The sequence below is a fragment of the Burkholderia cepacia ATCC 25416 genome, assembly GCF_001411495.1.
In the GTDB taxonomy this organism is placed as follows: Bacteria; Pseudomonadota; Gammaproteobacteria; order Burkholderiales; family Burkholderiaceae; genus Burkholderia; species Burkholderia cepacia.
The window spans coordinates 2292306-2312523 of sequence record NZ_CP012982.1 but is presented as its reverse complement, the minus strand read 5'-3'; the positions used below and the strand labels follow the sequence as shown (position 1 = coordinate 2312523).

The window sequence follows — 20218 nt, the reverse complement described above, 5'->3', positions numbered from 1 at the left end:
CTCGTGGCAGCCGGTGCGCGGGGTGTGCGCCGACCTGCATCGTGGGAGTAAAAGTAACGAGCCATATTGGTCGCGAGAAGACCGGCGGCGACCTGTTCTTGACTGTTTGCGACTATGAGTGGAAACCACTAGGTTTCTTGAGAAGCTTGTTGGACGGGGTTCTTGCGCGTATTGCGGGGGAATTCAGCTTGTCCACATGCGGCGCGCCGCTTGGGGCTCCGCCAGGACGAAACGGAGCACCGGTGCGGCTTCTGGCACGGCACGCGCACGCCGCACCGACGAACGGGTGTCATGGACGCATGTGAAGCTGGCCCGGCCTCCAGCAGCCGAAAGCGCGTTTCGTATTGCGGAATTCACGCCGATTTCCCGCGCCGCCGCGTTTTCGCCGCTTGAAAACTTGTTTTGCATCGCAAAAACAGCAACGTAACCCATTGAAAAACAACAAAAAATAATGTCTTATGTCTTATATAAGACATCACCAAAAGCTCAACGAGCGGCGTTACTATTTATCCCATGCAGTTCGCTGCGACAGACGTAGCGGGCACGCTCAACCAGTTACTCAAACGCGCTTTGCTCCCAGGAGATTGACATGGCCCAGTATCAAGACGACATCAAGGCAGTTGCCGGTTTGAAGGAAAACCACGGCAGCGCGTGGAATGCGATCAGCCCCGAGTACGCCGCCCGCATGCGTGCCCAGAACAAGTTCAAGACGGGCCTGGACATCGCCAAGTACACCGCGAAGATCATGCGTGCCGACATGGCCGCCTACGACGCCGACCCGTCCAAGTACACGCAGTCGCTGGGTTGCTGGCACGGCTTCATCGGCCAGCAGAAGATGATCTCCATCAAGAAGCACTTCAACAGCACCGAACGCCGCTACCTGTACCTGTCCGGCTGGATGGTCGCGGCGCTGCGCTCCGAGTTCGGCCCGCTGCCGGACCAGTCGATGCACGAAAAGACCTCGGTCAGCGCGCTGATTCGCGAGCTCTACACGTTCCTGCGCCAGGCCGACGCCCGTGAACTGGGCGGCCTGTTCCGCGAACTCGATGCCGCCAAGGACGCCGCCGCGAAGGCCGCGATCCAGGACAAGATCGACAACCACGTCACGCACGTCGTGCCGATCATCGCCGACATCGACGCCGGTTTCGGCAACGCGGAAGCCACGTACCTGCTGGCCAAGCAGTTCATCGAAGCGGGCGCATGCTGTATCCAGATCGAAAACCAGGTGTCCGACGAGAAGCAGTGCGGCCACCAGGACGGCAAGGTCACCGTGCCGCACGAGGACTTCCTGGCCAAGATCCGCGCGATCCGCTACGCGTTCCTGGAACTGGGCGTGGACGACGGCATCATCGTGGCCCGTACCGACTCGCTGGGCGCCGGCCTGACCAAGCAGATCGCCGTGACCAACACGCCGGGCGACCTGGGCGACCAGTACAACGCGTTCCTTGACTGCGAAGAACTGTCGGCCGACCAGCTGGGCAACGGTGACGTGGTCATCAAGCGCGACGGCAAGCTGCTGCGTCCGAAGCGCCTGCCGAGCAACCTGTTCCAGTTCCGCGCCGGCACGGGCGAAGCGCGCTGCGTGCTCGACTGCATCACGTCGCTGCAGAACGGCGCCGACCTGCTGTGGATCGAAACCGAAAAACCGCATATCGCGCAGATCGGCGGCATGGTCAGCGAGATCCGCAAGGTCATCCCGAACGCGAAGCTGGTGTACAACAACAGCCCGTCGTTCAACTGGACGCTGAACTTCCGTCAGCAGGCGTACGACGCGATGAAGGCGGCAGGCAAGGACGTGTCGGCATACGACCGTGCGCAGCTGATGAGCGTGGAGTACGACGAGACGGAACTGGCCACGCTGGCCGACGAGAAGATCCGCACGTTCCAGGCGGACGCATCGCGCGAAGCAGGTATCTTCCACCACCTGATCACGCTGCCGACATACCACACCGCCGCGCTGTCGACCGACAACCTGGCCAAGGAATACTTCGGCGACCAGGGCATGCTGGGCTACGTGGCCGGCGTGCAGCGCAAGGAAATCCGTCAGGGCATCGCCTGCGTGAAGCACCAGAACATGTCCGGCTCGGACATCGGCGACGACCACAAGGAATACTTCAGCGGCGAAGCAGCGCTGAAGGCGGCAGGCAAGGACAACACGATGAACCAGTTCTGATCGTCGCCATACCGGAAGCACGACGCCAGCCCGTTTCGACGGGTTGGCGTTTTTTTTATCCGGCGGGATGACGCACGGGGCGCCCGTCAGGCATCGTCCCGCGCGCTTCCCGCTGCGATCACGCGCACGAACGCGTCCGCCAGCGCCGTCGGCTCGACCGGCAGCACCAGCGCGCACGCCGATTTTGCGTCGTCATCCGAGATCGGCACGAAGACGACTCCGTCGATACCGAGGCTCGCCATCCGTTCCGGCACGATCGCCACGCCCTGCCCGGCCGCGACGAGATTCAGCATCGACGTCTTCGGCGACACGATCCGGGCGGTCGCGGGCACGAATCCCCGTTTCAGGCAAAGGTCGATCACGACGCGCGCCAGCCCGCCCCGCTCCCGATGCACGGCCGATACGAACGGCTCGCGCCGCAGCCGCGAGATCGCGGTGCGCCGGCGGCCCGCCAGCGGGTGATCGGCCGCCACCGCCACGCACAAGCGCTCGGCCGCGAGCTCGACGAAACGGACGCGCGGATCGCGGCGCAGCACCGGCACACGAACGATCCCGATATCGGCGTTGCCGTTCGCGATCTCCAGTACCTGATCCTCGGACGACGCGCGGTCGAGATCGATCCGCGCACCCGGGCACGCGCCCATGAAACGCTCGAGCACCGGCATCAGGCTGCCGACGGGAACGGTGCTCGAATGCAGGAGCCGCAATACGCCCGCTTCACCGCGCGACAACCGTGCGCCCTCCTCGGCCGCGGCAGCCAGGGTCGCCGGAATCGACGCGACGCGATCGCGATAGATCGCGCCGGCCGCCGTGAGCCGCACGCCCCTCGGCTCCCGGTCGAACAGCGGGAACCCCAGTTCGTCTTCCAGTTGACCGATCTGCCGGCTCAGCGCCGACTGCGCGACATGGAGCGCGCTCGCGGCCGGCGTGAAGCCGCCGAGATCGGCCACGGTCAGGAAGTACTGAATTTGCCTCAGGGATGACATGCCGAAACGAGATGGATAAGCGCCCGATTTGATATTTGCGTTATACCGTCGCGCTTCCCAGAATGGAAGCCTGCCGTGCCGGAACCGCCGTCGCGGCCACATCGCCGGAGCCGCCCTCTTCGTGACTACTCTCCTGTCGTATCTGCTGGCCGTCGCCGCCGGCATCAGCGTGGCGTTGCAACAGGTGCTCAACGCCAACCTCCGCGCGCAGCTCGGCTCGCCGTGGTGGGCCGGGTCGGTCAGCTACCTCGTCGGCCTGGCCGCGATGCTCGCCGTCGCGCTCCTGTCCCCGCATCCTCGCCTGAGCGGCACCGTCGCCGATGCGGGGTCGTGGTTCAGCTGGACCGGCGGATTCTTCGGCGCGGTGTTCGTCGGCATCGCGATCCTGATGGTGCCGCGACTGGGCGCCGCGACGACGCTCGCGCTGATCGTCGTCGGGCAGATGACCGGCGCGCTCGTGTTCGACCATTTCGGTGTGCTCGGCATCCAGCAGCATTCGGCCAGCCCGATCCGCCTGGCCGGCGCGGCGTGTCTCATTCTCGGCTTGGTGCTGGTTCGTGCGTGATGCGTTCGTGGCGTTCGTGGCGTTCGCGCGTGCGCTCGGATGTCGTGCTTCGACCCGGCCGGCTGGCCTTGCGCACCGCCTGGCGCCGCATCGAGCGGATGCCTCAGGTCGAGCGCGCCTGCGCCGAACGGGATCGGTGCGTGACTGCAGCCCGCCGCCGGCGCCCGGCCGCGATGCCGCGATCCGGATGGGCCCGCCTGCGGCATGCGCGCGCGGCCGACATGGCGGCAACGCACGCACCCGCCGCTACGCTCATGCGTAGTTCATCATCACCGACTTGCTTTCCGTGTACTGGTCGATCACCGCGCGACCGAGTTCGCGGCCGAAACCCGACTGCTTCATCCCGCCGAACGGCATCGCGTTGTCGAGCAGCGAGTGGCAGTTGACCCACACCGTGCCGGCGGCGATGCGCGGGATCAGCTTGTGAATCGCGGAAAGGTCGTTCGACCAGATGCTCGCGCCGAGGCCGTACGGCGTGTCGTTGGCGAGCTGCACGGCCGTGTCGACGTCGTCGAACGGCATCGCGACGAGCACCGGCCCGAAGATCTCCTCGCGCACGACGCGCATCGCCTGCGTCGTATCGACCAGCACGGTCGGCTCGACGAAGAAGCCCGGGCCCTCGATCGCTCGGCCGCCCGCCGCGGCGCGCGCGCCCTCGCCGAATCCCGAATCGATATAACCGCACACGCGCTCGCGCTGCTTCGCCGAGACGAGCGGGCCGATCTGCGTCGACGGATCCATCCCCGGGCCGATCTTCAGGCTCGCGGCGATCTTCGCGACGCGCCCGATCACGTCGTCGAACACCTTCGCGTGGATGTACGCGCGCGACCCGGCCGTGCACACCTGCCCCTGGTTGAAGAAGATCGCGTTCGCCACACCGAGTGCGGCCTTGTCCGGATCGACGTCGGGCAGCACGATCACCGGCGACTTGCCGCCGAGTTCCAGCGACATCCGCGTCATGTTGTCGAGCGCCGCGTGGCCGATCGTCTTGCCCGTCTGCGTCGAGCCCGTGAACGCGATCTTGTCGATGCGCGGATCGCGCGACAGCGCGGCGCCGGCCGTATGACCGTAACCAGTGACGATATTGACGACGCCGTCCGGGAAACCGGCCGCCTGGATCAGCTCGCCCAGGCGCAACGCACTCAGCGGCGTATCTTCCGCGGGTTTCAACACCACGGTGCAGCCCGTGGCCAGCGCGGGCGCGAGCTTCCACGCCGCCATCAGCAGCGGGAAATTCCACGGAATGATCGCGCCGACCACACCGACCGGCTCCTTGCGCGTGTAGGTGAAGATCTCGCTGTCGGGCATGTACGGCATGCCTGCGTCGATCACGCTGCCTTCGATCTTCGTCGCCCAACCAGCCATGTAGCGGAAGCACTGCGCGGCCATCGCGACATCGAGCCCCTGCGCCACCATCACGGGCTTGCCGTTGTCGAGCGACTCGATCTCGGCCAGCTCGCGCGCATTCGCTTCGATCAGGTCGGCGAGCGCCAGCAGCAGATGCTCGCGGTCGGTGGTCTTCGCGGTACGCCACGGCCCCGCATCGAATGCGCGCCGCGCGGCCGCGACGGCCCGTTGCACATCGTGCTCGTCCGCTTCGGGCACACGCGCGAGCACGGTGCCGTCGGCCGGATTCACGACGTCGAGCCGGCGGCCCGACGCAGCGTCGCTCCACTCGGCGCCGATCAGCATCTTCTTCGGCTTCGCGAGAAACGCGCGCGTGGCGTCGAGCAGCGGAAAGTTCTGGTTTGTCTCCATCTTCGTTCTTCCTCGATTTCCTGAATGGGTCGGTCAGTAGCGATCCACGACGCCGTCGACCCCGCGTGCCTGCAACGCGCGAACGAGGCCGGCGCGCACGGTCGCGACGTCGGAATAGGCAGGACGGCGGTGCGCGGCGACTTCGACGGCCGTATAGGGCTTGAAGTCGCGCGGCAGCGCGTCGCGGTTCATGGTCGTGAGTACCCAGTTGAGCACGTCGGCCAGGTCCTGGTCCGACAGTGCCGAGTTCGATGCGCCGGGCACGCGCATCACGTACTCGCGCCCGGCCGGCAGATGCGTGAAATAGCCGAGCGAGTTCGCGAGCGGCGGCACCTTGCCGGCGATACCGCCGCCCGTGGCCGTGTGGCAGCCCATGCAGTTGAGCACCCAGTGCTGCCGCGCGAGCGCCGCGTCGGCCGTGCCTTCCGCATGCGCAGGTGCCGCGATCAGGCCGACGACCGCCCCGGCAAGCATCAGCAGCGACGACAGGTGGCGCGACAGGTTGCCGAACCACGATGCCGACGCGCGCCGCGCGCGCGGCGCGACGTCGCAAACACGGGATGCACGGGCAACCTTCACAGGCCGAGCCCCTTAATGACGACTTCGCGTTGCGCATGAACGGCCGTGCCGTCCATCGCCTTCGCGCGCGCCGCGCGGATGTCGGCCGCCGTGAACGGCTTCGCATCGCCGTGCTGCGCGTTGAGATCGAACACGACGTAGTTGAGCACGTGCGCGATGTCGTCGTCGCTCGCGCTCGCAAACGACGGCATCTTGAAGTTGTAACGCTTGTCGCGCACCTTGATCTCGCCGAACATCCCGTGCAGCAGTGTCGCGACCAGCTGCGCACGCCCCGCCTCGGCCGTCGCATACTTGCCCGGATACTCGGTCAGCGGCGGCGCGAGGCCGTCCTGCCCTTTCCCGCCCGCCTGATGGCACACCGCGCACTGCGCGTCGAACAGGCTCTTGCCGGCCGGGTAATGCACGGCTTCCTGCGCGCGGGCGGCGCCTGGCAACGCGAAGGCCGCCACGGCCGTCATGCACGCGACTGCGATCTTTCCTGCTTGCGTCACTTTCATTGCTTCGCTGCCCCCAACAGAACCGAAACCGAACAGTGGTAATTCGAATTGCCGTTCGCCATGCACCAGTTGATGTCGTTGTTCAGCGACAGCTTGTACAGCGGCTTCTCGCGCTCGTTGCGGTTGCAGAAGCACTTGCCGCACGACGTCTTGCCGCAGCAATCGTTGTAAGACACGATGTAGTCCGAACCGTCGTGCGGATTGCGGCAGGTGCCGATCCACGTGATCGGCGAAGGCGTCGTGCCCGGCGGGCAACTGCTCGACGTGCCGCCGCAACAACTGCACAGCCAGCCGTCGATCGCGCAGTATTTCCAGTAGTCGCAGCTCATCGGGTCGTCGCTCGCCCCCGAGGCGGCGGCACCGGATGCGCCCGACGCCGCCTCGGCCGCATACGCGGTGCGATCGACGGGCAGCAGCGGCAGCATCGCCGATCCCACCAGCACCTTGCCGAGCTTCGCCATCGCGCTGCGCCGCGAACTGTGCTGCGCGACGCCGCGCGCCGACCGCTCGAACCATGAATCAAACAGGCCCATGTCGTTGTTCTCCCTTGACGTTGAAAGAGGGTCGGCCGGTCATGCGTGCTGCGCGTGCGCGTCGTGGCTGTGATCGCCGTGCACGAACTGCTGCAGCGATGCGACGCCGCGCTCCTTCGCTTCGAACAGGCTCTCGAGATGCTCGCGCGTATTGACGAGGCCCTTTGCACGCACCGTGCCGGATTCGTCGAGCAGCACCGCATACGGCAGCTTGCCGATCTGGTACGCGAGGCCGAGCTCCTGCGACAGCACGTACGGGAAGCGCCCGAGGTCGTGCTTGCGCGCGAAGCGCGTGTGTTCGTCGATATCGCCGTCGCTCGCGAGCACGATGTTCACCGGCGTCGATTCGCTCGCCTGCAGCGACGGCAGCAGCGGCAGCAGCTTCTTGCAGACGGGGCACGTCGGCGACAGGAAGAACAGCAGCGTCGCCTTGCCCGACGCATCGATGCCGCCGACCTTCACCTGCGAGCCACGAATGTCGGTCAGCTCGAACGCCGGCGCGATCGCGCCGACCGCCGGCCCCTTGTCGATCATCAATGCACCGGCCGGCATGATGCGTTCGTACAGGATGCCGATCTGGCGCACGAGCGCGAGACAGATCGCGCCGAGCGCGAGGACGGCCACCCACAGCAGGGCGGTGGAAACGGTGAGAGCGGTTTGCATCATGAATTCCTCAGATGGGAAAGGCGCGGTCCGTTGGCGAGCAGCACGTCGACGGTGAGCAGCGCGCAGACGATCAGCAGCACGGAGAAGAACAGCGTCAGGTAGTCGAACCACACGACCGCGCGCGCGCCCGGCTCGACGAGCGCGGTCGCGGCCAGCGCGGCGAGCAGCAGCGCGCGACCGACGTGCAGCCAGCCGATGCCGCGCGGCGCATCTGCTCGCGCGGCCGCGAAGCCGGAACAGCCGCAGTCGATGTCGGTGTGGCCGCGCAGGAGATTGATCGCGATCGCCGCCGCGAAGGCGACGAGCAGCGCGATCAGGCCGATCGCGCCGGCCATGCGCGTATCGGGAAACAGCAGTGCCGCCGCGCCGACGGCTTCCGCGAGCGGAATCGCGAACGCGACGGGCGCGGTCAGCGCGCCGGGCAGCAGCCGGTAGCCGGCGAGTGCCCGGCTGAACGCGGCGGGCCGGCGCATCTTCGCGAAGGCGCCGAGCAGCACGACGACGGCAGCGCCGGCCTGCGCGCTGGTGGCAAGTACGGGATCGAGCGTCATCGCGGCCTCACGGGTTGACGAGCAGCGACGACGTATTGCCGATCTGCTTCTCGACGTGCTGCAGCTTGCCCGTGCGCGCATCCATCACGACGAGGTCGGAGGTCGCCGTCAGCCCGTAGAACAGCGGCTTGTCGTCCTCGCTGACCTGGATCGACACGAGGGGATCGATCTTCTGCTGCGCGAGATCCCAGCGCGCGACACGCTGCTTCGACTTCAGGTCGAACACCCACACCTGCGTGCCGGGGTCCTTGTGCGAGCCGTCGGTACCCTTGTGCATCAGCACGTAGTAGCGGTTCTGCTTCGCCTGCACGGCCGTCTGCTGCATGCCGCCCGGGCGCCAGCCTTCGGCGCGCTCGGCGTCCGTCAGCAGCGGCCACGGCTTGCCGAACACGGGCTTGTCGCCGCTGAAATCCGCGCTGCGCACGTTGCCGCCGTAGGTCGTAAACAGATAGTCGCCCTTGTGGCGCGACGCGTTCACGAACGCCGGATCCTTGTCGACGTCGATGAACGCATCCGACATCGTGCGCTTCGTTTCCTTGCCGTTCGCGTCGAGCGTGACGGTCAGCGCCTTGCCGCTTTCACACAGCGCCGTGAAGCGGTCGTTGCCCGACGGATACGCGAGCACGCAGGCCGCCGTGTCGATCTCCGACAGCACCTTCTTCGAGACCGCGTCGATCACCGTCACCGATGCGGCCGGCGTGATGTTCGCGACGTACAGCCACTTGCCGTCCGCGCTGAACGCGGTGTTGTACGGCGACGGCACGTGCTGCGCATGCTTCGCCGGAATCACGATCTCGCCCGCATGATCGAGCGTCGTGTTGTCGGTGATCTCGACGACGTCGGTGCGCGTGCCGTGCGAGCCGCGCGAGAAGTACGTCGTCGCGACGAAGCTCGTCTTGCGGTCCGGCGAGATCGCGAGGCCCGGGCCGAAGCCGCCGTCGATCTGGCCGAGCAGTTTCTTCGCATCGGCGTCGTACACGTAGATGCGTCCGTCGGTCATCGACGGCATCGAGATGTCGACGATATAGACCTCGTGCGGATGCCAGAGCGGCATCTTCTGCACGACCAGTTCTTCCGGCTTTTCCGTCGCATTCGCGCCGCCGGCCCATGCCGCCGCGAACGCCAGCGTCGCCGCGAGCACCGCGGTTCGTCGCCTTGTCCTCATGTCGCCTCCAGTTGGGGAATCACGTAACGTGGGGCGACTGTAGTTCGACAATAAATCCGGTCAGCACCCGGACCGGCATCGCGTGCGTGCCGATTCGGGATATTGGAAAACCGCCTGAAAGGCACACCGGCCGAAGGCTTCCGACCCTCTGGCAGATGCGCCCGGAATAGCGCTGCCCCTTATTGCGCCGACCGCGTGGTCGGTTTAATCTTGCGCGGTCCTGATCGACGCACCCGGAGGCGCTGTGTTCGTGTTTCACGAGAGGTTCGACAACGCGGACCGGCATGCCGAGGCGCTGCGCGGCTGGAACCAGCGCTACGACCAGATCGGCTCCGGCGCGTATCGCAGCGCGGTCAAGCATGCGGTGCTGGACAGCGTGCAGCTGTTCCAGGAAGCCGCCAACGTTCGCATCATCCAGCGCGGAAGATTGCCGCACGACCAGACGGTGTTCGGCATGCCGCTCACCGGCTCGGGTGCGTTCGCATTCGGCGGTGCACGCATCGAACGCGGCACGATGGTGCTGGCGCGCGGCGGCACCCCGTTCGAGCTGCACTCGCCCGACGACATGTCGCTGATCGGTGTCGTCGCCAACGGCGAACTGATGCAGCAGATCGAGGATGCGGCCGACGTCCGCCTCGACGAAGCCACGTTGCGGCGCGGCGTCGTCGACATGCCCACCGCGGTGCTGATGCGCGCGAGCGTGCAGATCGCGACGCACCTCGAGCGTGTATTGTCGGCACCCGATACCTTCCGCGACGCACGCGCGCAGCGCGAACTGTGCGGCGCTATCGGCAACGTGCTCGTCGATCTCCTCACGTACCGGATTCCCGAGCCGTCGAACCGTCTCACGCATGCATGCCGCGCCGACATCGTGCGCCGCGTGCACGACTACGTGATCGACCATCCCGAAGCACCGGTCGACGTGCTGAGCCTGTGCACGCAATTGCGCGTGAGCCGGCGCACGATGCAGAACAGTTTCCAGTCGGTCGTGCAGACCAGCCCGTTGCATTACGTGCGATCGCTGCGCCTGTCGCAAGTGAGGCGGATGCTGCTCGACACGCGGCAGGCCGACCTGCCGATCAGCGACGCGGCCGCACGCTGGGGCTTCATCCACCTCGGGCATTTCGCGAACGCCTACAAGGCGCAGTTCGGCGAGTTGCCGTCGACCACCGCGCGCCGTTCCGCGCGCGGCGCAAAAACGCGCTGAGGCCGCGCAAAACCCGCGATAATCTCCGGCTGACCGTTCGCCGCCCCGCGCGACACGCGACGACCACCGGATTCCATTGCCTGCCCCGATGCCCGAGGATTTCCACTTCCTGCTGCTGCCTGGCTTTTCCGCGCTCGGCTTCATGTCCGCGGTCGAACCGCTGCGCGTCGCGAACCGCTTTCGCACGGAGCTCTATCGCTGGCACGTGATCAGCGCCGACGGCGCGCCCGTCGCCGCGAGCAACGGCATTCCGGTCGCCGCCGAAGCCGCGTGCGCGGAGGTCGAAACGGTCGATACGGTGTTCGTCGTCGCCGGCTTCGATCCGCTCGTGTGCTACACGCGCGCGATCGGCGACTGGCTGCGCCGCCAGCACCGTCATGGTGCAACGCTCGGCGGCATCGACACGGGCAGCTTCGTGCTCGCGGAAGCCGGGCTGTTCGACGCATCGCAGACGCTCACGCTGCACTGGGAAGCGCTGGCCGCGTTCCGGGAACGCTACCCCGGCCTGAACGCGACGCAGGAGCTGTTCGAGATCGACGACCGGCGCATCACGTGCGCGGGCGGCACCGCGTCGATCGACATGATGCTCGACCTGATCGGGCGGCGGCACGGTGCCGATCTCGCGGCGGCGATCTCCGAGCAGTTCGTGGTCAGCCGGATCCGGCAGCGCTCGGACAGCCAGCGGCTCGAGATCGCCGCGCGCTACGGCGTGCACAACCGCAAGCTGATCCAGGTGATCGGCACGATGCAGCGGCACATGGAAAACCCGCTCGGCTCCGATGCGCTCGCGCAGGAGGTGTCGATCACGCGGCGCCAGCTCGAACGGCTGTTCAGCGCGACGCTGAACGACACGCCGACGCATTTCTACCTGAACCTGCGGCTCGACCGCGCGCGTGAACTGCTGCAGCAGACCGACATGAGCATCACGTCGGTGTGCGTCGCGTGCGGGTTCGAATCGCCGTCGCATTTCTCGCGCACGTATCGCGCGCGATTCGGCCTGAGCCCGCGCAGCGACCGCCGCGCGACGCGCTGATCGTCACAGGTTTCAAGCACAATCCAGCACGGAATTGCGCGTTTCGGCAACGTTTCCCGCCGCTCGCTGAACAATGCCGGCGATTGATCGACGGACTGAAGAGGTCATCGAAAATAAACTGGAATGTCGTTGAAAATATTCTGTAACATACCAAAAAAAGTTAGATAGGCAGCCTAACGACATGTATGCCGCATCTCGGCAGGCTGCCACCGATATCGATTCGATCCGAGGGGTATGACATGACGATGCTCGATTCGCCGTCGCCGCACCTGCCTGCCGTTCGATTCTTCGCTCGCCGCTTCGCGCGCGCCTCCTCCCGCGTTTCACCCGCTGCTCCCGCCGGTTTCTTTTCGACCTGACATTTAGGTTTCCTTAGTCAGTCGACGCTCCCAACACCGCTTCGCCGCACCGGCTCCATCGAGCCGGCGCGCGGGCCGTGTCGTGCCTGCGCGCCACGAACGCGCGGGCGTGTCCAACCGTTGAGATGAGGATCACGTATGCAGACATCACGCAAAGCACTGCCGCTCGCCCTGGGTCTCGCGCTCGGTTTCGGCATCGTCGGCGGCACCGCAGCCGATACGAAAGTCTCGAATCCGCAGGCAACGAGCCTGCGCGAAAGCCTGACACGCGGCGTCGCGCCGCCGGCCGCCAGGTCGGATACGGCCGCCGGACAGTTCCGCGCGGACGGCGTCGCCGTCACGCTGTACAACCCCGCCTATCGCGCGAAGAAGGCCGCCGCGACGCCCGCCGCCACCGCGCGCGACTTCGTCGCGTCGCAGGCCGCACAACTCGGGCTCGACGCGACCGCGCTCGCGAGCCTCGTCGTCACGTCGGAGCGCAGCGACGCCGAGTTCACCGTCGTGCGCCTGCAGCAGCAGGCAGCCGGATTGCCCGTGTACGGCAGCGAAATCGCGGTGACGGTCGCGAAGGACGGCCGCATCCTGTACGTCGCGAGCAACACGATCAACGGCGTGGTCGCGAAGTCGGGCAAGGCGCAGGCCGTCGACCAGCAGCAGGCGCTCGACCGCGCACGCGCGTATCTCGGCGTGAGCGGCTTCACGAACCAGGATGCGCAGCTCGTCGCCTTCGTCGACAAGGCCGGCACGCATACCGCGTGGAAAGTGCGCGGCCGCCCGAACGACGGCCCGAAAGGCGACTGGGAACTGCTGATCGACTCGGGCAGCGGCGAAGTGCTGCGCGCCGAGGACAAGGCGTTCTACGCGACCGACGGCACGGGCTTCGTGTTCCGGCCCGACCCGCTGTCGCCGACCAAAAGCAGCTACGGCAGCACGGGCTACAAGGACAGCAACGACGTCGATTCGTCGCAACTCACCGCCGCGCGCGTGCGCGTGACGCTGAAGGATCTCGCGCAGTCGGGTGCGCGTTATTCATTGTCGGGCCCGTATGCGGCATGCGTCGATTTCGACGCGCCGCGCGACAACGCGTGCCCCGTGCAATCGACCCCCGCATTCGAATTCACGCGCGGCAACCTGTATTTCGAGGCGGTGAACGTGTACTACCACATCGACACGTTCCTGCGTTACGTGAACCAGACGCTCGGCATCAAGGCGCTGCCGTACCAGTACACGGGCGGCGTGCAGTACGACCCGCACGGCGAATCGGGCGACGACAACTCGTCGTATTCGTCGAGCAGCGGCCGGCTGACCTTCGGGCAAGGCGGCGTCGACGACGCGGAGGATGCGGACGTCGTGATCCACGAACTCGGCCACGGCATCCACGACTGGGTGACGAACGGCGGCCTGTCGCAGCAGGAAGGGTTGTCGGAAGGCACCGGCGACTATCTCGCCGCCGCGTACAGCCGCGACTTCAACCAGTGGAGCCCGTCGGATGCGCAGTACCACTGGGTCTACAACTGGGACGGCCACAACGAGTTCTGGGGCGGCCGCGTGACCAACTGGAATGTCGGGCGCACCTATGCGCAGGCACGCGGCGCGGAGATCCATACGGCCGGCCAGTACTGGGCCTCGTGCAACCTCGTCGCACGCGACGCGATCGGTGCGCAGGCGATGGACAAGGCGTTCCTGAAGGGGTTGTCGATGACCAACGGCTCGACCAACCAGAAGGCCGCCGCGCAGGCGGTGCTGACGGCCGCGTCCGCGCTCGGCTACAGCAGCGCGCAGCTGACCGCGATCGGCAATGCGTACAACCAGAGTTGCACGTACGGCGTGACCGTACCGAAGAAGTCGTAATCCCGCAGCAGGCGGGGGCGCATCGCACGACCTGTGACGCGCTCCCTTCATCGACATCGCCATCCTCACGAGATCGAACATGCCTACTCTGAAACTCACCCGCCTGAGCGCCGCGCTGGGCGCCATGCTGCTGACCGCCGCCGCGCACGCGACGCCGGTATGGATCACGCTCGGCGACGCGGCGTTCCGCCGGTTGCAACGCATCGACGCAAGCGCCACCGCGCAATACAGCACGACCCTCGACGCCGGCAAGGCGGCCGACGGCGCGGCGCGCCGCGAGACCGTACACGTCGTCGAAATCGACGATTCGCGGCTCGGCGAGCTGGCCCACGCCGTCCACCATACGCGCGGCCACGGGCCCGGCTATGTCGTGCACGACTCGTTCGACGACGCGCGCCAGGCACTGCAGCCGTTGCCGACGCCGCTCGCGAAGCAGGCCGCGGCTTCCACGTACAAGGTTTCGAACGCGCCGCAGATCGGCACGTGGATCCAGCAGCTGCAGGCCAGCAACATCGTCGGCACGATCACGTCGCTGTCCGGCTTCACGAACCGCTACTACACGACGTCGCACGGCGTCGCCGCGTCGGACTGGCTCGCGCTGCAGTGGAAGCAGCTGGCCGGTTCGCGCGCCGACATCACCGTCGAGCAGTTCGCGCATACGGGCTTTCCGCAGAAATCCGTGATCCTGACGATCCGCGGCAGCGATCCGGCCGCGGGCACCGTCGTGCTGGGCGGCCACCTCGATTCGACGGTCGGGCGCACGACGGAAAACACGCGCTCGCCCGGCGCGGACGACGATGCGTCGGGCATCGCCAGCCTCACCGAAGCGCTGCGCGTGCTGCTGGCGAACAACTACCGGCCGAAGCGGACGATCAAGTTCGTCGGGTACGCGGCCGAGGAAGCCGGCCTGCTCGGCTCGAAGGCGATCGCGAAGCAGTTTCGTGCGCAAAACGCGAACGTGGTCGGCGTGCTGCAGCTCGACATGACGAACTACAAGGGCGACCCGAAGGATATCTACCTGATCACCGACTACACGAACGCGTCGCAGAACACCTACCTGACGAATCTGGCGAAGACCTACCTGCCGGAACTCGCGATCGGCACGTCGCAGTGCGGGTATGCGTGCTCGGATCATGCGTCGTGGAATGCGCAAGGGTATCCGGCGTCGTTCCCGTTCGAGGCCGATCAGAACGACAGTCCGTATATCCATACCGTGAACGACACGCTGGAGAATTCGGATCGGCAGGCGAACCATGCATTGAAGTTCGGCAAGCTCGCGCTGGCCTACGCGGTCGATCTCGGCGGCAACGGCAGTGCGACCGTGACGCCCTGACGGCGTGCGGCCGGGCTGTTCGTCCGGAAATGACGGAAGCGTGTGCTCGCGGTTTGCATACGCTTCCGTCGCGAAGCGTTCTCCGCGGTCGCGGCGCTGACCCGTCGTCGAGCCGGGTACGCCACCTCGTCCGGATAGAATCCCCGTTCGACCACTTCGCTACACGCTTCCCGCCATGACCGATTTCTCCCGCTCCATCGACGATCTGTCGCCCGCCCGGGTCACGACCGCGTTCGACCTGCCCGGCCACACGACCGTTCGCTCGCTCGGCGTCGCCCAGGGCATCGTCGTGCGCTCGCGCTCGATCGTCGGTTCGTTCGGCGCATCGCTGCAGACGATCTTCGGCGGCAACATCACGCTCTACACGTCGCTGTGCGAAAAAGCCCGCCAGCAGGCCTTCGACAAGATGCTCGCCGACGCCCGCAAGCTCGGCGCGAACGCAATCGTCGCGATGCGCTACGACTCGACCGAGATCGGCTCGGGTGTCACGGAAGTCCTCTGCTACGGCACAGCCGTGCGCGTGACGCAGGACGCGTGACGTCCGTCACGCGTCGCGCTCGAGCGACTTCATGGTCGTGAGCTGCGGGAACAGCCGCATCCACGTGAGTGCAACGGCGATCGTCGCCGCGCCGCCGACGACGATCGCGGCCGGCGCGCCCCACCATGCGGCCGTCACACCCGATTCGAATTCGCCGAGTTGATTCGACGTGCCGATGAACAGCGAGTTGACGGCACTGACACGGCCGAGCATGTCGTCGGGCGTGCGCAGTTGCACGAGCGACAGGCGCACGACGACGCTCACCACGTCCGATGCGCCGAGCGCCGCCAGCGCGACGAGCGACAACACGAAATTCCTCGACAGCCCGAACACGATCGTCGCGATGCCGAATGCGATCACGCCGCCGAACATCGCACGGCCGGGCCGGCCCTTGAGCGGAAAGCGCGCGAGCCACAGCGTGCCCGCGAGCGCGCCGACCGCCGGCGCCGCGCGCAACGCGCCGAGCCCCCATGGCCCGACCTGCAGGATGTCGCGCGCATAGATCGGCAGCAGCGCGGTCGCGCCGCCGAACAGCACCGCGAACAGGTCGAGCGACAGCGCGCCGAGGATCGCCGGTTCGCGCCGGATGAATGCGATGCCTGAAAACACCGAACGGAGCGTCACCGGTTCGCGCGCGGGCGGCGCGCTGCGCAGCGGAATCGTGCCGCTCAAGACCGCCGCGACCGCGAACGCGACGACGCTCGTGCCGAACGCGACGGGCGCGCCGACGCCATACAGCAGCCCGCCGAACGCGGGCCCGAGAATCTGCGCGGCCTGGTTCGCCGAGGTCGACAACGCGGTCGCGCGCGGCAGATCGCTGCGCGGCACGACGGCCGGCAGCAGCGACGACACCGACGGCGACTCGAACGCGCGGGCCGTGCCGACGATCGCCGCGAGCGCATACACGGCCGGCGCGGCCAGCCACCCTTGCGCGGCACCGAGCAGGAACACGCCGGCGGCCAGTGCCTCGACGGCCTGGCAGATCGTCGCGATGCGCCGGCGGTCGTAGCGGTCGGCCACCTGCCCGACGACGAGCGTCAGCGCGAACATCGGCACGAACTGCGCGAGGCCCACGAGACCGAGTGCGAACGCGCTGTGCGTGAGCGCGTAGACGTACCACCCGATTGCAACCGACAGGATCTGGAAAGCCAGGGAAGACATCACGCGCGTGCCCCAGAAGCGCTGGAACGGTGCGTGACGGAACAGGTTGACGGGCAACGGGGATAAAGGACTGGGATCGGGCACGGAGTCGGTCATCGAGGTCTCGACGGTCGGCGCGGCACGCCGGCACCGTTCGGGAAAGCGACTGCGCACGCCGATGCATGCGCGCGACAACGGTACGGACGCGGCGAAATCGCGATGATATGCCAAGCGCGCAAAACGGGCCGGGGACGCGGCCCGCAACATCGCGCGGACTCGGGGAGCGACGCATCCGGCGGCCGCGTCGATCGCGGCCGCCGGATGGCGGCTCGGGCACGGGATCTTCCGATGCAGGCGGCCGCGGGCTTCAGCGGGGCGGAACGCCCTCGTCGGTCGCGCCGCCGGCGATGCCGAACAGGCGTTGACCTTCCGGAGTGTCCTCGACTCGCCAACCCTGCGCGCTCAACGCTTCCCGTATCCAGTCGGCCTGCACCCAGTCCTTGTCCGCTCTCGCGCGCTCGCGTTCGGCAAGCAACCCGCGAACGTGCTCCGGAATGTCAGGCGCAACCGGCCGCCATGCGCGCAGACCGAGGCCCAGCACGGCGTCGAAGCTGTCCACGGTCGCTTTCAGCGTCGCGGGTGGCAGGTTGCTCCTGACCAGATCCCAGAGCACCGCGAGCGCCCTGGGCAGATTCAGGTCCTCGTTCACTTCCGCGTCGAATCGCGCGGCGAAATCCGCATCGACGCGCCCTCCGTCCGGCCATCCGGCATACAGGTGCCGAAGCCGGTTCAGCGCGGTGTGCGCGGCGTCGAGCGACGCCCACGTGAAATGCAGCTTGCTCCGGTAATGGGCCGTCAGGCACAGGTAACGGTACGCGAGCGGGTCGATATTCCGGCTCTGCAAGGTCTGCAGACGAACGAAATCGCCGCTCGACTTCGACATCTTCGTATCGGCGTCGAGCGTCAGGAAGTGCCCGTGCATCCAGTAATTCGCGAGGTTCGTGCCGTGGGCCGCCCGCGTCTGCGCGATCTCGTTGCTGTGGTGCACGGCGATGTGATCCTCGCCGCCGCAATGGATATCGAACAACGTCCCGAGATACTTCGCCGACATCGCCGAGCATTCGATATGCCAGCCCGGAAAGCCGCGCCCCCACGGGCTGTCCCATTCCATCTGCCGCTTGACGCCGGCCGGGCTGAACTTCCACAGCGCAAAATCCGTGATGCTCCGCTTGTCGCCCAGCGCGACCCGCTTGCCCGCCTGCAACCCCGCGCGGTCTAGCCGCGCGAGATAACCGTAGTCATCCTGCCGACTGGTGTCGAAGTAGAGGCCGTCGTCCGTGCGATAGACGTAGCCGCCCCGGTCGAGCGTATCGATGAACGCGATCTGTTCGGCGATGTGATCCGTGGCGCGGCACCAGACCGTCGGCTTGAGCAGGTGGAGCGCGCGCCAGTCCCGCACGAAAGCGTCGGTGTAGCGCCGGGCGATGGCCCACGCCGATTCACCGGTCCGGCGGCTGCCCTTTTCCATCTTGTCTTCGCCTTCGTCCGCATCCGAAGTCAGGTGGCCGACGTCGGTGATGTTGACGACGTGCCGCACCTCGTATCCGTTGCGCACCAGTACGCGGCGCAGCAGATCCTCGAACACGTAGGTTCTCAGGTTGCCGATGTGGGCGTCGTCGTAGACCGTGGGGCCGCAGCAATACATGCCGACCTGCCCGGCCCGGATTGGCGTGAACGGGCGTACGGTACGCGACCAGGTGTCATACAGCGCAAGCGGCATCGAGTTTCTCCGTCCGAAGGTGTCGGCCCAAAAAACAAAAAGGCCGCCTGTCTTGCATCACAGGCGGCCGGAAGGCGATTGCTTGAATGTTCAGCGAGTTCGCTGGACGCAACTTCCCCCTGGCATGTTCTGACAACATGCGCGGAGCAGCGACGAGAGGAAATGGGCGCGATCAAGCATGGGGACGATGCTAGCGTCTATAGACGGCACCGGTCAATACCGTCGGGCAGTCGCCCGGCAGCGGGCCGTGACCGGACGGCTCTCGTGCCCGCTCACCCCAGTCGGGCAAAAAAAAAGCGCGAACCTCGGTTCGCGCCAAAGAGAGACCTCGCTGAAGACGTCACAACCTCACACCACCCCGATCAGAACGAATGCCGCATCCCGATCCGCACGTCGGCCTGCGTCTGCGTCGTCGACGGCGTGAAGCTGTAGCCGACCACCGCATCGACGCCTTGCGACGCGCGCAGGTAATCGCCGGAGATATACACGTCGGTACGCTTCGACAGCAGGTAATGCAGGCCCGCCGTGCCCTGGTTCCAGTGATGGCCTTCGAAGCGCGTGTGCTGGTAACCCGCGATCAGGCTCAGCGCCGGCGTGAACTGGTACAGGCCGCCGCCTTCATACACCTGCATGTGCGACGACTGGCCGAAACCCTTGATCGTCGTGTACGAGAAGTTGGCGTCGAGCGTCAGCTTGCCGATCGTGTAGCTCGAGCCAATGCCGAACGTGCCCTGGCTGTCGACGTTCATCGGCGTGTTCGCGAACAGGTCGGTGCGTGCGCCGGTCGCCGGATCGACGGTGACGGTCTGCTGGCCGAGGAACGTGTGCGTGCCGATCATCGCGTACGGGTCGAACGCATAGATGCCGTTCGGGTTGTTCAGGCGCGTGTACGCGGCGCCGATCGAGAAGTCGCCCTTCGTGAAGCTCGCGCCCGCGCTCCATGCGCTGTTGCGGTGGAAGTTGCCGGCGACGTTGCCGAACGAGTACATCGCGCCGAACTTGAAGCCGCTGAGGTCGTTCGACAGGAACTTCACCGAATTCGGCAGGCGGTCGCCGTTGAAGCGGTCGAAGTCGCCCTGGTGGATCGCATAACCGCTGCCCCACGCGGAGATGTTGTAGATCGACACGAGTTCGTTCGTGATGTCGAGCTGGTTGCCGAACGACAGCGTGCCCCAGTCGTTCTGCAGGCCGACATACGCCTGCCGGCCGAATTCGGCGCCGCCGAAGCCGAGCTGCCCGGTGCCGAGGCGGAAGCCGCTCTCGAGGGTGAACACGGCCTTCAGGCCGCCGCCGAGGTCTTCCGTGCCCTTCAGGCCGAAACGGTTTCCGTACGCGACGCCGTCGTCGAACTTGACCACGTGCGAGCCGCCCGTGTTGTTCACGTACGTGATGCCCGCGTCGAGAATCCCGTACAGCGTCACACTGCTCTGCGCATGCCCGATGGCAGGCACGCAGGCCGCGCATGCAAGCGCGGCGGCTACGGCAACTTTGGTGTGCTTCATTG

General features: G+C 66.6%; 18 protein-coding genes. 7 read left to right on the top strand and 11 right to left on the bottom strand.

Annotated elements, in window-relative coordinates; translation table 11 throughout:
• Positions 1 to 589: 589 nt before the first annotated feature.
• Entirely contained in the window at positions 590 to 2173 is a 1584-nt protein-coding gene (locus APZ15_RS27635) for an isocitrate lyase (protein ID WP_021161457.1), read from the top strand.
• An 86-nt stretch (positions 2174 to 2259) separates the two neighbouring features.
• Here APZ15_RS27635 and APZ15_RS27630 read toward each other — a convergent pair whose 3' ends face one another.
• On the bottom strand, positions 2260 to 3159 hold the full coding sequence (locus tag APZ15_RS27630; RefSeq protein WP_027789702.1) for a LysR family transcriptional regulator: 900 nt from the start codon (positions 3157 to 3159) through the stop codon (positions 2260 to 2262).
• 121 nt (positions 3160 to 3280) lie between these two features.
• On the opposite strand from APZ15_RS27630, the gene APZ15_RS27625 reads away from it, so the two are divergent.
• Complete coding sequence (locus APZ15_RS27625) at positions 3281 to 3724, top strand: DMT family transporter (RefSeq protein ID WP_027789703.1); 444 nt, start codon at positions 3281 to 3283, stop codon at positions 3722 to 3724.
• A gap of 252 nt (positions 3725 to 3976) precedes the next feature.
• Here APZ15_RS27625 and APZ15_RS27620 read toward each other — a convergent pair whose 3' ends face one another.
• The 7 genes from APZ15_RS27620 to APZ15_RS27590 all read right to left on the bottom strand — a co-directional run bounded on the left by APZ15_RS27620 (position 3977) and on the right by APZ15_RS27590 (position 9473).
• On the bottom strand, positions 3977 to 5482 hold the full coding sequence (locus APZ15_RS27620; protein ID WP_027789704.1) for an aldehyde dehydrogenase family protein: 1506 nt from the start codon (positions 5480 to 5482) through the stop codon (positions 3977 to 3979).
• A gap of 33 nt (positions 5483 to 5515) precedes the next feature.
• Complete coding sequence (locus APZ15_RS27615) at positions 5516 to 5956, bottom strand: c-type cytochrome (protein WP_226153344.1); 441 nt, start codon at positions 5954 to 5956, stop codon at positions 5516 to 5518.
• A gap of 101 nt (positions 5957 to 6057) precedes the next feature.
• Entirely contained in the window at positions 6058 to 6558 is a 501-nt protein-coding gene (locus APZ15_RS27610; RefSeq protein WP_027789706.1) for a c-type cytochrome, read from the bottom strand.
• Positions 6555 to 7091, bottom strand: a complete 537-nt coding sequence (locus APZ15_RS27605) for a methylamine dehydrogenase light chain (protein WP_027789707.1) — start codon at positions 7089 to 7091, stop codon at positions 6555 to 6557. Before APZ15_RS27605 ends, APZ15_RS27610 begins: the two co-directional genes overlap by 4 nt.
• Before the next feature lie 39 nt (positions 7092 to 7130).
• Positions 7131 to 7757 carry a methylamine dehydrogenase accessory protein MauD gene (mauD, locus tag APZ15_RS27600; protein WP_027789708.1) on the bottom strand — a complete coding sequence of 209 codons (627 nt, stop codon included), beginning with the start codon at positions 7755 to 7757 and terminating at the stop codon, positions 7131 to 7133.
• Positions 7754 to 8308, bottom strand: coding sequence for a MauE/DoxX family redox-associated membrane protein (locus APZ15_RS27595; protein ID WP_027789709.1), 555 nt, complete (start codon positions 8306 to 8308; stop codon positions 7754 to 7756). Before APZ15_RS27595 ends, mauD begins: the two co-directional genes overlap by 4 nt.
• Positions 8309 to 8315: 7 nt before the next feature.
• The gene (locus APZ15_RS27590) at positions 8316 to 9473 is read right to left on the bottom strand and encodes an amine dehydrogenase large subunit (protein WP_027789710.1); all 1158 of its coding nucleotides are present in this window, start codon (positions 9471 to 9473) and stop codon (positions 8316 to 8318) included.
• A gap of 244 nt (positions 9474 to 9717) precedes the next feature.
• On the opposite strand from APZ15_RS27590, the gene APZ15_RS27585 reads away from it, so the two are divergent.
• The 5 genes from APZ15_RS27585 (at position 9718) to APZ15_RS27565 (ending at position 15794) form a co-directional block, all read left to right on the top strand.
• Positions 9718 to 10680: a helix-turn-helix domain-containing protein gene (locus APZ15_RS27585; protein ID WP_027789711.1), complete on the top strand. Its 963-nt coding sequence runs from the start codon at positions 9718 to 9720 to the stop codon at positions 10678 to 10680.
• Between the two features lie 88 nt (positions 10681 to 10768).
• Entirely contained in the window at positions 10769 to 11713 is a 945-nt protein-coding gene (locus APZ15_RS27580) for a GlxA family transcriptional regulator (RefSeq protein WP_027789712.1), read from the top strand.
• Between the two features lie 497 nt (positions 11714 to 12210).
• Entirely contained in the window at positions 12211 to 13923 is a 1713-nt protein-coding gene (locus APZ15_RS27575) for a M36 family metallopeptidase (RefSeq protein WP_027789713.1), read from the top strand.
• Between the two features lie 79 nt (positions 13924 to 14002).
• Positions 14003 to 15256, top strand: coding sequence for a M20/M25/M40 family metallo-hydrolase (locus APZ15_RS27570; protein ID WP_027789714.1), 1254 nt, complete (start codon positions 14003 to 14005; stop codon positions 15254 to 15256).
• 175 nt (positions 15257 to 15431) lie between these two features.
• A complete protein-coding gene (locus APZ15_RS27565; protein WP_027789715.1) occupies positions 15432 to 15794 on the top strand; it encodes a YbjQ family protein in 363 nt (120 codons plus the stop codon).
• Positions 15795 to 15800: 6 nt separating this feature from the next.
• On the opposite strand, the gene APZ15_RS27560 is transcribed toward APZ15_RS27565, so the two are convergent.
• From APZ15_RS27560 to APZ15_RS27550, 3 genes are all read right to left on the bottom strand, one after another.
• Positions 15801 to 17051 carry an MFS transporter gene (locus APZ15_RS27560; RefSeq protein ID WP_027789716.1) on the bottom strand — a complete coding sequence of 417 codons (1251 nt, stop codon included), beginning with the start codon at positions 17049 to 17051 and terminating at the stop codon, positions 15801 to 15803.
• A gap of 250 nt (positions 17052 to 17301) precedes the next feature.
• Positions 17302 to 18714, bottom strand: a complete 1413-nt coding sequence (gene cysS / locus APZ15_RS27555; protein WP_027789717.1) for a cysteine--tRNA ligase — start codon at positions 18712 to 18714, stop codon at positions 17302 to 17304.
• Between the two features lie 362 nt (positions 18715 to 19076).
• Positions 19077 to 20216, bottom strand: coding sequence for a porin (locus APZ15_RS27550; RefSeq protein WP_027789718.1), 1140 nt, complete (start codon positions 20214 to 20216; stop codon positions 19077 to 19079).
• Positions 20217 to 20218: the final 2 nt, after the last annotated feature.